This is a genomic window from Nocardia sp. NPDC052254, from assembly GCF_040679495.1.
In the GTDB taxonomy this organism is placed as follows: Bacteria; Actinomycetota; Actinomycetes; order Mycobacteriales; family Mycobacteriaceae; genus Nocardia.
Genome location: NZ_JBFAUW010000010.1, coordinates 1 through 19,903, shown reverse-complemented (window position 1 = coordinate 19,903; position 19,903 = coordinate 1). Strand labels below are relative to the sequence as shown.

The following is a 19,903-nucleotide window of genomic DNA, read 5'->3' as shown; positions in this document are numbered from 1 at the left end:
ACACCCCACACCCCTGGAGGCCCACCTACACCAACGACGACATCGAATACGCCTACACCATCGAATACCAGGGGCCCGAGACCGGATACACCCCCCACGAAGCACCCACCGAATCCCAGATCCCTCGCAAACACGAAAAACAAAAGGTCACCGGCCCACCCGGCGACAACCAACTCGAGGATCGCCGAGAATTGGTGGTTGCGCCGAAACAGGGCGATGCCGGCCCGGGCGCCGATGATCCGCTCGAAGCCTGGAAGCAGGAGCTGCGCGACCAGGGAATGAACCCCGGTAAAATCCTGGAGGCAGCCGAAAAGGTCTACGAACACCTGCGTTTCGACCCCGAATGGACTCTGACGCCTGCGCGCATCGCCGAACTGCTTCCAGAACTGGAACAGGACGGCAAGATCATCGTGCTGGCCTACGGCAGCCCGGAGGACGGGACGGCGGTCTACCTCGATCAGGTCGTCCGCATGCTCGGGCCGGAAAAGGTCGTCGTGGTGACCTCCGGATGGGACCGGATCCGCGGCGCGGCGACTGCCACAGCCATCAAGGCCGGCCAGAGCGCCGAGGACACACCGCAACGGCCGCACATGACCGAGGCCGCGCGCTACCGGCTGATGGCCGAGCAAACCGGGGCGCGCCCTGTGGCCTTCTTCCTGGAGCCACAGGCATCGAATACCCAGGGCAACATCGAGGAATCGATGAAGCTGCTCGAGACGAAGCTGGGACGCTCCGCAATCAAGGCCGCGGTGATTGTCAGCTGGCCAGGTCATCTACGGCGAGCCGTCAACACGAGCAAGTTCTTCTACCGGAAACTCCGGACGCTACGTGCCATCGCTCCGGAGATTCCCTTCGAGACTTTCATCCGTTTCGGAGCTCGCTCGGCAGTGGAGCCCGATCGGTCTCCGGCGGCGCTCACCGCCGCCATCCTGAGCGAGCTGAAGGGCCTACTGGAAGCCCCGTTGGACGGCAAGATGTTCGCCGAGGACATTCCGCTCGAGATCCTCGAGGCCTATCGCTACGCGGCCACAGCTCTGAATCTCCCACTCGCGAAGAATCTGGACGAGGAGATAGCGAAGCAGGTTCGCCGGCAGCGCATCGCCGAGGCGGTCACCCGGTTCGGTGACCACGCACCACATCAGGGCCCGACAGACGCCGACGACTACCGAGATTTCGTCCGGACCGTGGGCTCACCCCGGCACGAAGGCCTTCACGCCCTGGCCCAGGCCATCCGCAACGGCGAAGTACCGGCGCATCCGAATCCGATATCCGATCTCACCGCGGTTCTGAACGACCGGGAGCGACGAGTCCTCCAACTGGCCGTGGCGCGCAGGTCTCGGCAGGAAATCGCCGAATCGCTCGGAATCGGCCGCAGTACCGTGAACGGGGTAATCCACTCCGCTGTGCGAAAACTCGGTGCGCGCAGCGATGCCGAGGCCGTCGCCATGACCCTCGGCGCGCTCGATCGTGACGGCGTACTGAGCCTGCTGGTCCGCGACATGAACAGCAAAGCTGTTGCACGGGAACTGAATCTGGCCCCAGCACAGGTGACCGGCATCCTGCGCCGCCTCGCGGATGAATTCGGTCTGGAGTTCCGGATGCCACTCATCGTGGCCGAGGCGGTCCGTCGTGGGCTGGTCACCGTCCCGGAGGTGCCCGGCCTCGACGGTCTCCTGAGCTCCGCCGAGGTGAAGCTTTTCGTGCACCTGCTGCATGGCCGCGGCAGGGCCGAAACCGGGGCCATCCTCGGCATGTCCCGGAAGGAGGTCGCGAGCCGGATCATCGCGACCGCGCGCAAGCTCGGGGTCCGCACCGAAGCCGCGGCGGTCGCACGGCTCGTCTCGATCGTCGACGCCGAGGAACCGGAAGGGTCCGCCCTACGGACCGCCCCGGCCCTTCGGGCGCTTCCCCAGGACGTACTCGATTGTGTCCCTTGGATTTCGCGCATCATGTGGGCCATCGGCAATGACGACGCGCTCGCGAACCCCAACCCGGACGAGAAACTGGCTGCACACCTCGAGAACAACATCAAGGCTGGACTGCAACGCGACCACCACCTGCTCGACGGAGATCCCGTCCGGCGAGCGGCTCGAGCCCTCGCCGAAGATCCCACAGCGGACACCGCCGTGGTCGTCGTCGGCAAAGGCGACAAAGCACACGCCTACGTACTCACCAGGATCGGCGACACCACCTACATCTACGACACCCTCATCGCCGGCGGCCGCCACCGCATGCGTGAATTCGACCCCGGCACGTGGATCCCCAGCTACCCCGAACCCGACTACGCCTACCACGCCACCTTCCGAAACGTCGTCGGCCGTCTCATCGCCGACACCACGCCCAGCGAGACCCAAGTCGCGCCCGAACACGAAAACCAGAAGATCACCGGACCACTCACCCGTCGGCACAAGAGGTCCCGGCGACAAACCCAGCACCGCAACACCCGACCCGGCCGCGAACGACCCGAGAACCCCAGCACCCCACAGCAACCGGCCGGCCAGACGCCCGGCACGAGTACCGCCCAGGCCCCCCATGGCTCAACCGACCAGCGGCTACCACAGCCCGACTCACCGGCAACGGATCCCCCCGGGAAACAGTGGATTCTGGAGCGGATCCGCGAACGCCGCGCACGCGCGCGCGCCGCCCGTTCACCCGAGGCCAAGCACCTCGCCACACTGTTGGTCTCGTCCGGAGTCGCCGGTATCGGTAGCGCCGGTGTGGCGTCCTACGTTCCGATAGCCGTGCAGCAGATGAGCGGCTCGGTCGAAACGACCGCCTTCGCGAGCGCACTGACACAGGCAGCGGTATTGGGGGTGACGCTGCCCGCGGGGTCGTGGGCCGACAAGAACCCACGTGCGGCCATCCAATCCTCCACACTGACAGCGCTGGTGACGAGTGCGGCCGCAGGTGGCTGGATGCTCTCCGGGCAGCCCGGTGCGCTGGAGGCGCTGATCGGTGCCGGCGCTGTCGCGGCCGCCGCCCGCATGGTGAGTAGCGCGGGCCTGAATGTCTACGCTGCCGAGATCGCCCAGGCCGAAGAGCTGAAACGACTGGCGAACACCGGACTTCAGATCGATGCGCATGTATCCGGCACGGTCGGCAATTTCGCCGCGCCCCTGATGGCGAACATCTCTGCCGCCCTTCCGATTGTGGCCAACGCGATCGGTAGTGCGGGCTTCTTCGCGGCGATGCGCAAACTGCCGACGGTGAAGCCGCCGAAGCGGGCCGGAGCGCTGCGCGCTGCCACTCGAACAATTCTGAATGACACCTATTTCCGTGGCAATTTCGGGATTGCGGTTCCCTGGGGTGTCGGCCTCGGTGCTTCCGGTGTCCAGCTGGCTCATCTGATCGACGCCGCGAACTATTCACCGACGACCATGGCGCTCCTGTTCGCCAGTCCCGGCATCGGAGCCGGGCTGGCCGCCCCTGTCGCGCAACGGCTCGGCCCCCGGCTCGACATTCGGTGGACGGCCCCTGCCACCTTGGCCACCTGGGTGGCGCTGATGGGCGAATACGCGCTCACCACCGATCCGTGGGTCATCATCCCGACGACCGGCATGGTGGCCGCGGCCGTGATGATCAACAACGTCAAGTTCTTCGAACGTCTCCGTCAACTCATGCCGGATACGTACGGCAGCGGCTTTTCCGTGACCCAGATGACCAATGCCCTCAGTGGCATGGCCGGGGCGGCACTGGCCGGTCCGGCGATGGCGGCGCTCGGCCCCGTCACGACCGGGCTGGCCAATACGAGCATGTTCGCGGCGGCGACGGCCTATGCGGCCGGACTGGGTTGGGCCACCAGAACGCGCACGTGGAAGGACACGCGTACTCGGGAGGAACTGCTCGACGACTGCCTGGACCGAACCTGCCGGATCATGTTCGCCCTCGGCAAGGACGATGCCACCGCACCACGCGGTAAGAAGCGGACCTACAAAACCCTCGTCAAACACATCAAATCCACACTCATCGAATACGACCTGTTCAACCAACCCTCCGATCGGCAGGACCCCCGGACGGCCGAGGGACAGCCCGCCGAAACACCCGGGGTGTTCGGCCCCCTCATCGATGAGGTCAAGCACAAGAAGAACAAGGTCGACAGCATCAACGTCGTCGCCGACGACGGCGAAACCATGCACGTGTTCACCATCGTCAACACCGGCCCCGGCCAAGCCCTCATCTTCGACACCAATATCGAGCGCACCGAATCCGACACCGGCGGCGAAGACCCGATCCGCATCCCCCGGGTCATCGAGGCCGACGACTTCACCCACGCCTTCACCACGATCCCCCGGATCCACATCGCCCGAAACCGCCGAAGCGAAAAGGACGGGAGCCTCGAAGACGCCCACAAGGAAACCCCTCGCAGGCAACTCGGCACACGCCCCCGCAAGGGAAAGATCACCGGAAAACCCACGCCACCCGACAACAACAACGACCCGGCATTCGTCTCCACACTTCGCAGCTGGCTGCGCTGGAGCCACGGGCGCAGCGCGGGTATCGGCCACCGGCTCCGCCGACGGGGCAGCGGACGCACAACCGAAGCGCGCGACAACAATTCGAGTGCGGCAAGGATCGATCCCGGTCTCACCGAGCGCCCGGGCACGGGTGCGGCGGGGGAGCCGGACGCGCGGGTCTCGAAATTCCGCACCTGGCGAACATGGTTGCGCGGCCGCAAGACCGCCACTGCGCGGCCGGAAGGCACTGATCAGCAGAAGGATTCCGCCTGGCACCTGCTGCGCACGATTGCGGATCTCCGCTGGCGCTTCCTAGGCGCCAATATCAGTATGCTCGGCGACACGATCATGAGTTCCGCCCTCGCCATCTGGTCCATCGGATTGTTCGGAGCGGGCCCGGCCGGCGCGATCATGGCGGCGTCTCAAGTCCCGCACATCCTCTTCGCCCTTTTCGGCGGATACCTCTCCGATTCCGCCAGCACGACCCAAGTGGCCAAGTACAGCCAGTTGATCGGAGCCGCCGGGTCGGCCGCAACCACTGCGGCCATCCTCGTCGGGGCCCCTTTCTTGCCCTACATCGTCGCGGCCGCTCTGTTCGCGGATGCGGTCGCCTATCAACTGCGTCTCGCCACCTCCGCGAAAATCACCCAGCTGCTGATCGGCAAGGATCACGCGCTGTCGTACAACGCGTTCAACAACATGGTCGGCCCGATCATCTCGGCTCTCGGAGCCGCGCTGGGGCCGCTCCTGCTGTCCTGGTCGCCGGCGGCGGTATTCGCGGTGAACGCGGCCACGTTCGCGTTCAATTGGTGGACATATCACCGGCTCCCCGAGATGACGACCGCGCCCCAGCGCAATCGCACGGACAAGGCGCGAGAGTCGTTCCGCCAGATATTCGACCGGTTTCGGGGCAGCTTCGCCGAGGCCCGCCGATTCGCCAAGCGGAATCCGCTCCTGGGGCGGTTGGCACGTGGCGGAAATGCCGTAAATCTATATCTGGGATTCCAGTCGCTGTATTTCGCATCGCTGCTCCACGAAATGGAATTGACCGGCGCGCAGCAGAGTATCGCCAGTCTGGGACCGGCGGTCGGCAACTTCCTGGGTGCCGCGGTCAGCAAGCCGATCATCAACTGGGGGATGCGCCGCAGAACCGGAAATACGGTCACGCCCAATCAACCTCTGCGGATCAGCGCCACCGCGGTCGAGACTGCGAACACGGCCATGCTCGCCGCGGCCGCCGCGGTCGCCGCGGTGGAGGCCGCGGTGCCCAACCCATTCGCCGCGGCATTGGGCATGGCCGGCTACACGGCAACCTCGAGCGCCACCATGACGATCAGGGGCGCCTATTACCAGCAGGGGGTACTTCCCACGTACCTGGGACGTTGGGGCGGGCGGACCGGAGCCGCAAGTCGTACCACCTTCATGCTCGGTGGAGCGATGGCCGGGTTGTTGATCCCGGTGGATCCGGCCGCGGCCGGTTGGACGGCCGCCGCGGTCGCGGGGGCGTTCGCCGGGGCCGCGATGGCCGGGCAGGGGTGGCGCAGCGCCGTCACTTCCGCTGTGACGGAACGGATTCGCGGGTGGGCGCGCCGGATCATCGGAAGAACCGACCGCGCCGGCGTCACCACGGCGACGCCGGGAATTCTCGCCAACGCATATCGCGCACTGGAAGGCGTCGGGGCCGATGATCCGATCGCGGTCAAGCTCGGCACAGTCCCGGTCGCCAGGGTCCGAGCCCACCTGCCGCAATTGTCTCCATTGCAGCAGACAGCGGTCGCGGCGCTGACGGCCCACGAGGGCGATCTGGACGCAACGGTCGCGGGCTGGTCGCACCCCGATCCCGCACAAGTACTCGGCGACACCACGATTCGTACTGTCGTCGCCGGTGCGCTGCACCGACTGGCCCACCTGGTGGCCCGCGTCGACAACCTGCCGGACGCCGACGAGTACCTCACCGAAATCGAATGGGAACTGCTGAACGGCACGGTCGCGGGCCTGCCTCTCGAAAAGCTGGCCGAAAATCTGCACATCACAACGGATTCCGCCGAGGATGTCTTCACGGCGCTGATCGGGAAACTGGGTGCCGCCGATGCCGTCACGCTGGTCGTCGAGGCCACTCGCCGTGGGTATCTCGACATCACCGATCTGCAACCGGTAGATCGGCCCGGCGCGGTCACGGTGTCCGCCGAGGACACAGCGGTGCTGCGCCTGATGGCAAAAGGCCTGTCCGACATGGAGATCGGCACCGTTCTCGGCATCTCCGAAACGGAGGTCATCGGCCACCACACCACTGTCGCCACGCAACTCGGCACACACTCCCGCGCCGCTACGGTGGCACGAGGCATCGGCGCGGGCCTACTCGACATAACCGGCGAGCGCGCGGGCAAACGCCGGCAACCGGCCGAGGACATCGAGCCGACAGAGCGCCCGGCCGGACAGGTCCCCGAAGAGCTCCGCGTGTGCCTGCCGTGGGTCGTCGACATCCTTCGACACAACGGCCTGCGCACGACCACCCTCACCGGGCTGCTGGCCCGAAACTTCGAAGAAGCCACCTCCTCCGGACTGCGGCACCAGCCGAGCACCACCCGCGACCTCTCCGACGACCCCATGAAAAAAGCCGTCGACACCCTCCGCGGCAAACCCACCGGCACCTACGCCGTCGCCATCGTCGGCACAGGCACACGCGCACACGCCTACCTCATCACCCGCAAAACCGACCCTGCCACCGGACTCACCAACACCCACATCCACGACCAACTCACCGGCAACCAACCCCGCCCCTACCTCGACTGGAAAGCCACCTACACCAACCCCGAACACACCTACATCGCCTACTTCGAACCCACCGAAAACGACACCCTCACCCCCACCACCACACCCGACCAAACCCAAATCGACCCCACCTTCACCGATATCACAATCACCGGACCACCCGGCAACAACAACGAGCCGGCACGCCGATTCACCAAGAGGTTCCGCGATTTCCAGCCGACCACCCGCAATGACGCGGCCCCCACCGAACACCCGCTCGCCGCCGAAACGCGAGCCATTCTCCGACAGTATTTCGGACCGAGTGCCGACGCAGGCTCGCTGGTACAGACCGCCGATCCCGATAATGTGGTCGCCGCGTCCCGGGCACACACCCACAAGGTCGCGCAGGTGTGGGAGTCCTTGGGCACCGATCTCCCCAAGCGTTCCGGACTTCCCCCCTTGCAGGCCGAGCTCGGGCTCTCCGATCGGCAATACCGGCTGCTCCGCGACCGTCCATTCGAGATCGGCAATGCCGACGGCATCCCATTCACGGTGCGCGACAAAGCGAATCGGCTCGCGATCGACCGCAGGATCAAGGAATTTCTGCGACTCCTGCCCGACGACGCCGCGCACACCCTCACTCCGGGCAGCAGCAGGTACGAGCGCGCGCGACTGCTGCTGCGCCGCGCATCCGCCGAGGCGAAAGCGCGGGTTCCGAATCTCACCCCCACCCTCTCCAGAGCCGAACTCGCCGAACTGAACAACCTCCTGGAGGCCAAGAAACAGCTGGCGAAGATCGAGAGAGATGCCCAGAAACTGACCGGCCGGCCCGTTGTCCAGTTGCTGGCCTTCGACGCCGCGGCCCACGACGGCAACGGGCGGGTCATCGTCTCCATCGGCGACGCGGATTCCGCCGCCATCATGAACCGAATGACGTGCGGGTTCCTGTCCCGGGTCGAGGTGCTGCACAGACGCTCGAAGGCCGCGCAGGCGGTGCACGAGATGACCACGGTGCGCGCCAAGGGCGCCAGCGTCGCCACGATCATCGACATCGGGTATCACTGCCCGACCGACCTGGCGGTCGCCACTCCCCGATTGGCCGAGGAGGGCGGTGACGTCGTGGCTTGCGACCTCACCGCCGTCAACGCGACCCGCGAGTTCTATGCCGAACGCGGCGCAGCACCGGTACCTATGCTGCGCAATGCCATCGGCCACAGCTACGGTTCGACCACCCTGTGCAACGCGATCGTGGACAGCGCGGGGAACGCACGCCTCGCCGACGAAGTCGACCAGGTGATTCTCACCGGTTCCCCCGGCGCCGGTCGGCGGGTGAACCACGCCAAGGACATCGGAGTGCCGGTGTTTGCACTGAGCGAGGCGTCGGACCCGGTCGCAAACCTCGGCTCACACATCGCCGGTAAGAAGGGGCGGTACGCCGGTTCGGGTCTCGGTACCAGTCCCGCGGCGGCCATTTTCGACGCGGTACTTCTGACCACCGAGGTCCCCGCCGACGTCGCCGCCGTCGCGCGCCGGTCGCCGCTCATCGACCGCTACTTTCTCCTCCCCCACGGTTCCTATTTCGATTGGGAGGACGAGAACAACCGTATTCCGGGCCGCGGCCTGGACAACATCAGCTTGGTCCTCGTGGGGCGCGGTGCGGAGGCAGAACGGGCCGATTACACGGTAGTGCCACAACCTCAGGGCAGGCGCCGGCAGTTGTGGCTGCGCCGGGCCTTCCGGGCGGAGACTCGGCGCGGGATCAGCGCGGAGACTGCCACCGGACAGGCATTCACCCCGACCGTCGAGCGCGGATCGACATCGGCTGAATCCGCTGTTGCCCAGGCAGATATCGACGCAACCGTCGATGCCGAGGTGCGTGCGGCACTCGCGCTCGCTGCCGCCGGGGACGGCACGGCGATACCGGCGCCGTGCGGGCTCGCCGAACTCGGCTTCATCAGAAGGTATTTCGCACGGCCGCATTTCGAAGACCGATACCCAGGTGCGGACTTCGCCGACGTCACCGAAGAATTCCTCGACCGGCACACCGTCCTCACGATGCCCGACGCCGACGCCGCGGCCATCCTGGAATACAGCGCGTTCCATCCTCGCGAACTCGCCCAGCACGCACACGGGCGATGGCAGGAGGGATCCCTCGACGAATTCGTCTCGTACGTAGCCGATCCCGAACAACCCACCGCCCTGGCACTGATCGCCGTCCGATATCGAGGCGCCGATCCGGACAAGATCGACGGCCACGTCTTCACCATCAGCACCGACAACGGCGAAGTCCGGATCCACGAACTCAGGACCGAGAAGGGCGAATTCACCGAACACCACCTGTCCCCCGAGGAAACGCGGTCACGCCTTCGTGCTCTGCGGATGCTGCCTGCCGGCACCACTTTCTTCGCCGTCACCTACGACGCCGACGGCCGAGCCGAGGACCCCCTCGGGCCCGGCGACGACTGGACCGACGCGGACTGGGAGCAGGCACGCACAACCCGCCTCGGCCGCGACCGGTCCGCCGACGATCACGGGCTGAAGCCGGCCGTTCCGGCGCAACGATCACCAACTCAGGAATCGGCGGAAATCGAACAGGGCGCAACGCCACCGGAAGGCTCCGTCGGCATTCCGCGTCAACCGGTCGATTCACCACCCGTCATCGCGCCCCGGATGCCGGCACAGCGGGGGCGGCAAAACCTCACCACGACAGCCGATTCCCGCAGCGACGGCGAGTTGCTGGCCGCGGTACGCAACGGAGACGAGGACGCCTTCGGGGTGCTGTACGAGCGCCATGTGGGTGCCGTCCGGCGGCACGCGTGGGCTCGAACCCGGCACGCCGACGCCGACGATGCGGTGTCGGAGGCGTTCGTGCGCACCCTCGCGGCCCTGTTGAACGGCACGGGACCCGATACGGCGTTCCGGGCGTATGTCATGACCGCACTGCGGCGCATCGTCGCGGAGCACGTGCGTACCCACGACAACCGGATCACTCTGGGCGAGGACATGACCGAATACGACGTGGGTGAACCCTTCGTCGATCCGGTGGTCGGGAACCTCGAGATCGAGCTCGTGCGGCGGGCGCTGGCGACATTGTCCGAACGCCATCGACTGGTCCTGCTCGAGCCCGATATGCCGTCGGCCGAACTGGCATCTCTCGTCGATGTCGACAACGCCAATGCCGTACGGGTCTTGCGGAATCGGGCACTGGAGAAGCTGCGGGCGGCCTACCTGCAAGCCCATCTCGACCAGCACCCGAATGAATCGTGCCGGGCCACCGTGGAACAGCTCGGAACGTGGGCACGAAACAAGCTCGAAGTGCGTGCCGAGACCAAAGTGCAAGCCCACCTGCAGGATTGCCCATCCTGCCGCGCCGCGGCACAGCAACTGCTCGAGATCAGCGATGGCCTCGCTCTGCGCACCCAGGTTCCGGCCGCGCGACCCCGTGGCACCACCCGACGAACTTCTCGCACCGTCCCGCCGGGTGCGGTGGAAGACTTCGATTCCACCGGGGCCGTCGCCGACGACGGCCCGGCCGTACTGCCCGGACAGCTGAACCCCTGGGTGGTCTTCGCCGACGATCCGCGTGGCGGCCGGAACATCAGTGCCGTTCGCGGACGTGAAACGACCACCACCCGCGATACCCGACGGACGATAGCCGCGCAGATCCACGACACCTATGGAATCGAGGTCCTCGGCCTGGACAAGCCAGGTATCTCGGTCGGTACGGCGGTGGCGATCCGAGACGCGATCGTCGACGAATACGACGACATCCTGCAGCTCTACACATTCGGCATCACCACCGATTCGTCACTGGCCGAACGGAAGGCGATCATCGACACGATGGCGGACCGGCCGGATATCGGGCCGGACGTCATCGCCGTCGTGCCCCTGCGGAAATCGGTGACGGCGTCCAGCACGAGGGTCTTCGGCGACGATGCGCCGTACTGCCTGTTCCTCGATGAGGCCCGCCTCACGGATCCGAGCACCGACGGTGACGTCTACCGGGCCATCCGTCACCAGATCGTGCACTCACACGATCGGAAGGCCGGCTCGCGAGATTACGCGGGCAAGCTCGATTCGCTGGAGGCCAGGGCATTCGGTGCGCTCGTCGAGTTCTTCGAGATGCTGAAGGATCCGGACGGAACACGGGCGAATTCCGGGTTCGGCGACTGGGGTGACTCCGATACCGAGCTCCTGGGCGAATTTCCCGGGTTGCCGGCCGACACCTCCTTCGCGGACTGGCTGCTGCAGCTTCCGGCATACGCCGCTGCCACGAAGAAGGAGCTGCCCATCGAGTCCACCTACGTCGCCTTCCAGCACTGGCTGACCCAGCCGAAGGACAAGCCGGGCTTCGCCGTCGATCTGACCGAACTCGAACAGCGGTACGGCGAGGAGAAATACAGTCTCCAAGCACTGTTCGAAGCGTGGAAGAGCAACGTCGACGGCAATCAGTTGTATGCGATTCTGCTGGATCGCGAGCGCGAGAACCTGTCCGGCGAAGGACCGGAAGGTCATGTTCCGACACTCGGTGCAATACCGGTGATCCTGCCCGCGGAGGCATTGGCCGAGGCGAATCTCGCGCTCGGCGCCGCCGCACCGGAACACCTGAGTCACCCTGCCTATGCCCTGCAGGCATTGCGACGCGGTATGACACCGGTGCAGGTGTGGCGCGACGCGGCTCGCCGCAATACCGTTGCGCGGCATCGTGCTACCGGCCGGTCCGCAATTCCCGCACCACATGGGTCACGCACCGCGATCCGGGCCGGCGGGCGGGCCGCGGAGTTGGCCCGGCGATGGCGCGGACTGTCGCCGTCCGAACAGGAGCAATACCGCACCCGGCGGGCCGAGCCGTCGATACGGGTCCCGGACGACGACGCGATCTTCGCGCTGGACGAGTTCGCTCGCCTGGTGGATCGCCAGCAGGGCGTCCTTCTCGGGGGCGATCCGGATATCGCCGATGGTGGCGAATCGCAATCCCGGCCCGAGTTCGCGGAGTTCGAGCATGTGCCGACCGGTGAACTGGCACAGCGAATTCAGCTCCTCGGCGATCTGGCCCGCGAGCGAGCGGCGGAGCTGGATCGCATTCGGGATCGGTTGCTGGCTGATCCCAACCTGCTCGACCGGCTCGGACTCACGGCATGGGCCGAGACAGGCGCGGCGAGTGCGGAGCTGGATCCGGCGCTGCTGCGCCGGCGCCTCGACGCCGGTGTCTTGCGCCGCGGTTTCCGCGCCCGGTCGGCGGAGGTCGGCGATGCGCTCCACGCCCTCGCTCGGATCGATGCCGAAATCGCGCGCGTCCGGGCCGAAGCCGAGAATATGGCGATCGGCGTCGTCGCCGGCGCACCCGGCGGGCAGCGATTCGACAAGCGGATCCGCGTCTCCAATCAGCACGGAATCGAACTGTTCACGAGGACGGGACAACCCGCGGAACTGCCCGAAGACGTCCGCTATCGCATCGAGCGGCTGGGACTACCGGTAATCGCCCGGCAGGTGCGTATCGATCGGTACGGCCGGATCCTGGTAGAAGCCCGACCGGCCCGCGACCACAACGCCGGTGCCGCAACAGCGACGGCACCCGTGCCCGCCGAGCCGGTCGTCGGTGACGACGCACAATCGGGCGAACGGGTGACCCGACGCGGTGGGATATCCGACCTCGACAAGATGGTCCTGCGGGAACTCGCCCAGGGCAAGACCGACGGCGCGATAGGCGCAGCGCTCGGCCTGACCTACTCCGCGGTACGGCCCCTGGTGCAGAACATCATCGAGCTTCTGCATGCCGGTACCCGCACCCGAGCCGTCGTCGAGGCCATCCGGCGCGGCATCCTGGACGCGTCCACCCTGCCGGCGCCGGATGTCGAAGACACACCGGATATTTCGCCCTACGAACTCCAGATCCTGCGACAGGTCGCCACCGGAACACCCCTGCCACGGATCGCACGCGGAATCGGCAAGACCACTGCATTCGTCGACAGGCGCTTGACCGAACTGCGCAACAGGCTCGGCGTCGACACCCCCATGGAGGCGCTGGTCGTCGCCATCCGATCCGGCCAACTCGATCTCCGGACGATTCCCGGCACCCGGATCGACAATTGTGCGGTCCAGCTGGCGCGCATACTTCGACCGCTCGTCACATCCGACGAGGAATCCGCCGACGGGAAGTCCGCGCCCGAGGTCGACGACACCGACCCAGCCTGGTACAAGGAAGGCAACTGGAGCATCCTCGAGGGTGTCCTCGGTACCCGGCTGGACGAGGTCGGCGCCCGGCCACTCGACGATCCCGATGATCCGATGGCCTCCGATGATCCGATGGCCGGTGTCGCCAAAGAACTCTTGAAGCGCGGTGACGGCGCCGCGGTCGCGATCGTCGTGGACGACGGCAACGAGGCTCACGGCTACGTCATCCGCAATGTCATGCAACACCTGATCGTCTTCGATACCGCAATCGAGTCCGCCCCCGGCGTTCCACGGGTGCGCCCCTACCCCACCAACGCCGCCGAGCGCGCCGATCCGGATACGTGGAAGCCCACGATTCGGAATATCACCGAAGACTTCCAAGGTCTCATCGCCTGGTTCCACACCGATTCCGACGACGGCGTGCTGCGACCGGACAACGGGCCGCGCACCAGTGGTGAACTCCAGCTCAACATCATTCGCCGATCCTCGGATCGAGGGGACGAGGGGACGCCGGGGACTCAGGCGCCGGGCGCCGAAGCCGCCGCCCGCACCGAAGAGCAGGCACGCGAATCGCTGCCTTTCGCCAGACTGCGGCAGGGATTGCTGGCCGCCGTGCCACCGGAGCAGACGGACCGGGCCGAGGCACTGTACCGGGCCGGCGCGGAACAGGTCGAAGACTGCCTGAGTGCCCTGGCCCCGGTGACGCGACAACTGCTGGAACTGCAATTCCGTGACGGCGCGACAGCGAAGGCAGCGGCCGAACAGCTGGGCCTGCCCCTCGAGCAAGCCCAGTCGATGACTCGCGACGGGATGAACACCCTTGTCCGAGCGCTGCCGGATCCACCGGTGGCAACGGGCTCGGCGGGCACTGCCGTTACCTTCGTCGATCCCGGTGACACGATTCCCGGGCTACCCGCAGCTTCCGAGTGCGAGTATCTCGGAGGACCGGAGGGGGTGAAGATGTCCGCGCCGGTTGCTCGCGCACTCGCCGAGCTCGCCGTGCGCAACCGCGCGAATGGATTGTCGGCCAACAACAATGACAACGTTGTCATCAGCGATGGCCAGGGCGGCTATTACATGGCCAGGCTTCCCAAGGCTGATGGCGACGGTCTGGACACCAAAGACATGGACGAGCCCCGGCTGCTCGAGGAGATCGCGCGCTCGGGCGTCGAATCAGCATCACGGGTATTCGCTGTGGTGCGTGGAGTGGTACTGCCGGACGGCAGCGAGATCGACATTCAGATCCACGATTTCGTCATGGATGCCGCCCCCGCGGATGCGGCGCCCTCGCCGTTCGATTCCGCATTCGCGGAAACCATCACCCGTCTGCACAAACGCACTGTGAGTTCACACAGTCAGCCGCGTACCGATTTTATCGAGCAGATGGTCGCCGAGGAGCTGAACAAATTTTCGGCGATGGTCACGGAGTACGCACGGGAATTCCGGGAAATCAATATCCCGGTCGACATGTTCATACAGATACTGAAAAAAATCAAATCTGCCGGTATCGCTCAGGGAATCCGTTACAGCATTCTTCACGGCGACGCCCACGATGGGAATCTGCTGATACTCGACGACGGGTCACTGGTCATGCGGGATTTCGAATTGGCCAGATTCGGAGACAGGGTCTACGACTACGCCTGGCGAGCATTCCTGACATCGGACCCGGTCAGACGAGCGGCCCTGCGCGACGATCTTTTTAATTCGCCAGATTCGAAGAAAGACAAAAAAGCATTCGATACATACCTGCTCTTCATGAATGCCCAGCGCGTATTTCACGATTGCGTCAGATTGTCCCGTCGAGCGGCGAGTGGACAACTCACCCCTGCCGACATGAAATTCATTCGCACGGAATTCCTCGACGCATTGCACACCGTGCATCGAACTCTCGGAGTCGGTGGTGCCGGCAACCCGATGACAGCCGACGATGTTTTTCGCGGACTGGGAATCTGGCGGTCCCCGCGGCGGCGGATACCTCATGCCGAGCGCGAATACATCGCCAACGCCATCAGGATCTCGAACCGCACTGCGCCGACCTCACCAGCGAGTGTCGCGGTGACCGTGCCGGAGATGTCGACCGCCACCGAAGCGGAGCTCGACACCTGGACCCGGACCCTTTCGACCGACGAGGTCTTGCGCGCGATGATCGACCTGCGTTCACGCGGTGTCGAATACCTCGGCGCGATCCGCCGTGGCGAACAGCCCGCGATGACGCACGTGATGGGGTCCGCCCGCGCGCTCAGTGCGACCATCGCGGCGCTGAGCGAGCGATTTCCGGACGCCAGATACCTCACCGACACCCGCTATGTGCACCTGCTCAGCGCGGAATCGCTGAAACGGACAGCGGCCATGATCGCCTCCTGGGCGGAGATCGCCCAGGGTATGCACGCCGCGGCGAAGGTGGTGGTCGACATTGCCGGATCGGCTTCACCCGACGGCTGGAACTCCAATATCCTGCATCCACTTGTCCCGGATCACGCGTCCATATCCGCGAAACTGAATCGGCTGGCCGCCTACCTGCGCGAGGCCGAGACATCCGCCACCGCCGAATCCCTGGACCGCATCCGCGAACAACTCCGGGTCGTCGCGCACGAACGGGTGGAATTCAACGCCGAACGTGAGTTCTGGAAAGGCATCGCCGACCGGACGCTGCACATCAGGTCACGGCGCAAACTCGATCCGCGCCTGGTCGCGGTCCGCCGGCGCCTGCCCGGTCGTACGGCTGCCCACGCGCACGCGCGCACCTCGGCCACGAGAGCCGATGCCATCACCACCGGAGTCGCCCTGGCCGGTGACCTGCTGGCCCTCGCTACGCACGAGCTCACCCAGACCACCGACCACGAATCGGGTATCGCACATCTCCACGAGATCGGCGAGATTCTCGATGACGTGTACAGCCGCGGGAACTTCCCGGCATCGTCGCGGGCGACCGTAGCGTTCATCCGAGACCTGAGCACACGGCTGACACTGGCGCAGGGTCTGGCGGATCATCGCCATGTCGAGGGCCCACGCATCAGCGAAATCGCCACTGCGGAGCTGTTGCACAACGACGAGGTCCGGGCCGCCATCGATCAATTCGCACCCGGCACTCTCGGTGCGGACCCCCTGGCGCAGGTCTACGACGCGGTCGTCGAACGGGTCCGAGTCATCGTGGGCGACGCCGCCACCGCGAACGAGATCACCGTGCGAGCGCGCGGCCGGGTGGGGGTGGCGGCAGATTTCGACACCCTTGCGGCGGCCGCGCACGAACTGGCGGTCGACCAGCTCCGGTTCGCCCGCTTCCGCCAGCGGGTGTCGTTCCGATTCCAGCGCACCGACGGTCACGGCACGGATGATCCGCTGTTGCGGGCGATGCACGCGGCGAGCCGGGAGCAGTGGGAAGCCTGCATCGGCGCGCTCGACGCCGAGGACCGCGAATACCTGCTGAACAGCGACTGGTACGGCGGGGACGGCGACCCCGATGTGGGGCCGCGAGTACGCCGCCGGCTCGCGGAGCGGCTGGCCGCCGAAGTGGCCGGGGATTCCGGCGCCGCCGCGGATCCGGTCGAGCCGACCTCGATCTACGACCGCATACAGGGGCTACTGCCACCTCGCAGTTATAAGTATCTCGGTGGCGAAACCGGCGTGGAGATGCCGGACCGGATCGCGGACGGTCTGATCGACGAGGCGCTCCGCAACACGGATAACGCGATGTCGGGAAATTATCACCTCAATGTTCCGCTGGGAAATCAAGAAGCGGGAATGTTCCTGATCCGTATCGATATCGATAACGGCGACGGACTGGATGCACGAGCCCGTGAGGAAAGCTCGATTCTCGAGCTCCTCGCGGAGCACGGTGTCGAAACCCACCGAGTCTTCAAGAAGCGACGCATCCGACTGCCCAACAACCGCTGGGCCACAGCGCAAATTCTCGGTCATATCCCCGCTGTCGCGGTCCGCGATGCTCCGGATACCTCGGTGGAGGTTGTGGCCGAGGCCGTCCGGACACTGCTCGAGCAAATGCGCGGAATTCCGGTCGAAAGTGTCGATCCGGGCGATTTCGTACGCGAGCGAATAGACGATCTCAAGTCGATTGTCGACGAACACAGGGAAGAATTCGCCGCGCTGTTCGAGCAATTCGGAATTTCCGACGAGATGTTCGAGCCGCTGCTGGCCATGTCCTGGCGAATGGACCCGGAAGCTTCCCAGCTCATCCACGGCGATCTGAACACCGGCAACCTGCTGATCAAGACCGACGACGGCAATATCGTCGCGATCGACTTCGAGTTGGCCCGGCCCGGGCCGGCCAGCTTCGACGTGGTGCGCTTCGAGTTGCTCGCGGGGCAGTTGGGGAGCGGCCCCGTGGTCTATTCGCTGTTGTTCCACACCCAGCGACTGATCTTCGACACCATCCGCCTCGGACGTGCGGCGGCCGTCGGCCTGCTCACGCCGGGTCAGATCGATTTCATGAACAACGAACTCCGGATCGCCATGCTGACGTTGAACGTGAGCCTCGGGAGCAATCCGCCACGGCCTTTTCCACACAATCCCTCCAGACCATTCGGTGTGTGGAGCCCGGCACCCGCCGAGACCACTGAACCGGCTCTCGCTCCGGCGGGATCCGGCATCCGGCACGAGCGCCGCGTTGTCCGCCACTACTCGGCCATGCCCGCCGCGCCGTCCGAATCAGTAGCCGAACCGGCTGCGGACCTGCACGGCTCAACCGTGGTGGCCGCTGATCTGCCGATCGCCGAACTTTCCGGGGCATCGTTCGAGACATTGCTCGATCGGATCCGGCGGTTGAGCGATTCCGACGCGCATGCGTGGCTGACGCGATCGAGCGACGAACTCAGCGGTCATCTGCGAACGATCCGGGACGGCCGCAACCCCGACGCCGACACCATGATCACGACCGCACGGATCCTCAACGCGCTGCTGCACGACCTCTGGACGCGGGTGGGGGCGGACCTGTCCGCGGGACGGCCCAGCGACTACACCACACTCTTTGCCGCCGCACACACAGTCGCGGCGCGGCAGCCCCTGCTTCGATCGATGTACACGGCGGCGGCACGTCTTTACGACCTCACCGGCGCGGTCCTCGATCAGGAGCGCGTGCTCCACCTCGCCGCCGACACGGCCAGATATCAGGGCAAGAAGGTCCACAACATCGCCGGGGCGCTCGCTCGTGTGCCCTGGAGCTTCGAAGACGAGCCGGGCCCCGGCACCGAACCGCCGATCGCCCATACATCACCGGTCGAACAGATGGTCGACATCTTGACCGCACACGGTGGCAATCGATACAACTCGGAGCTCGATCAGGCGTTGGTATTGCGCCGGGAACGCGGCGCGGATCCGGCGGTCGTCGACCTGTTCCGTGTTGCGAACGAACATGCCTCGGCGTTCGCACGTGTCCGGGCCGCTGCCGATTCGGTCACCGACGAGGAGTTCGCCGGTGCCGCCGCCGCCCACCTGTCCGGTGTCCTCGATGTCGCGGCGTACTACCTCACCCGGGCCGAGGATGTCGATACCGGCCTGGATTTCCTGCGCGAGGCGAACGAGATCGTCACCGCGATCGCGACCAGGTTGCCCGGCACGCCCGGGGTCGACCTCGCTGCCACCCAGATATCGACGCTGCGCGGCGAACTCGCTCGAAAGCTCCGGTCGGCACCCGAGTACGACCGCAGAGCGATCCGGCAAACGGTCGTCGCCATATCGCCGAATCAAGCGTTCCTACAGCGGATCGGCCAACTCCTGGCCCATCTCGACAACATCGTGGCCGGCTCCCCTGTCGACACGTACCACGCGCAGCGGGCCATCCCGCCGCTGTGGCGCCGATTCCGGATTCGGCGGGGTATCGAACAAGATCCTGCCGAATTCGTGGCGCCGGTCGCCGACGAGGGCGAGGGAACCGGCAACGCCGACCAAGAGATCACCGGCCGAGAGCCCACTGCCGCTTCGGCCGCACACGTCACCGAAGCCGTCGCCCGCCTGCCCTATCGCGCGAAGATGTTCGCCCACACCGGCCGGAACGGGTCCGTCCCCGACTTCGCCGATGCCACCGCCGGCTATCTGACCGACTTGATGACCGTGGCCGTCCACTCGCTCACCGACGGTGATCTCGATACCGGTACCGGCCATATGCGGGCCATGATCGATGTACTCACCGCGGTCCGTGGCCGACTCGCGGGCGCCGTGCACGGCGACGCCCTACGCAAACTCGAGCGGCTGCACTCGACCCTGATCTCGACAACCGACCCTGGCCTCGCCCGGAGACTGACCAGGGAGTTCACCGGTCGCACACATCTGCACAAACACCTCGCCGACCACATCGCCACCCTGCGGTCGATCGGGTGCATCACCCACGCCGCCCGAACCCTGTGGGCCCTCGGCAACAACCACGGCTACATACCCCACCACAACCCCGACGATCAACACTCACTCGAAGACGCGACCGCCGGCAAACTACGCCACGTACCCACCCGCACCGACCCCGAGACCGGCAAAACCATCACCCCACTGAAAACCATCACCGACACCCTGACCAC

The 19,903-nt window shown here is 65.9% G+C and carries 1 protein-coding gene (cut by a window edge); it reads left to right on the top strand.

The genetic code is table 11. The features are described from left to right. Positions 1-19,903 carry part of the coding region annotated (locus AB0L57_RS23400) for a LuxR C-terminal-related transcriptional regulator (protein ID WP_364965871.1) on the top strand (this coding region is incomplete at its 3' end). Its footprint begins 14,332 nt before the window's first position, so 19,903 of the 34,235 annotated nt are shown.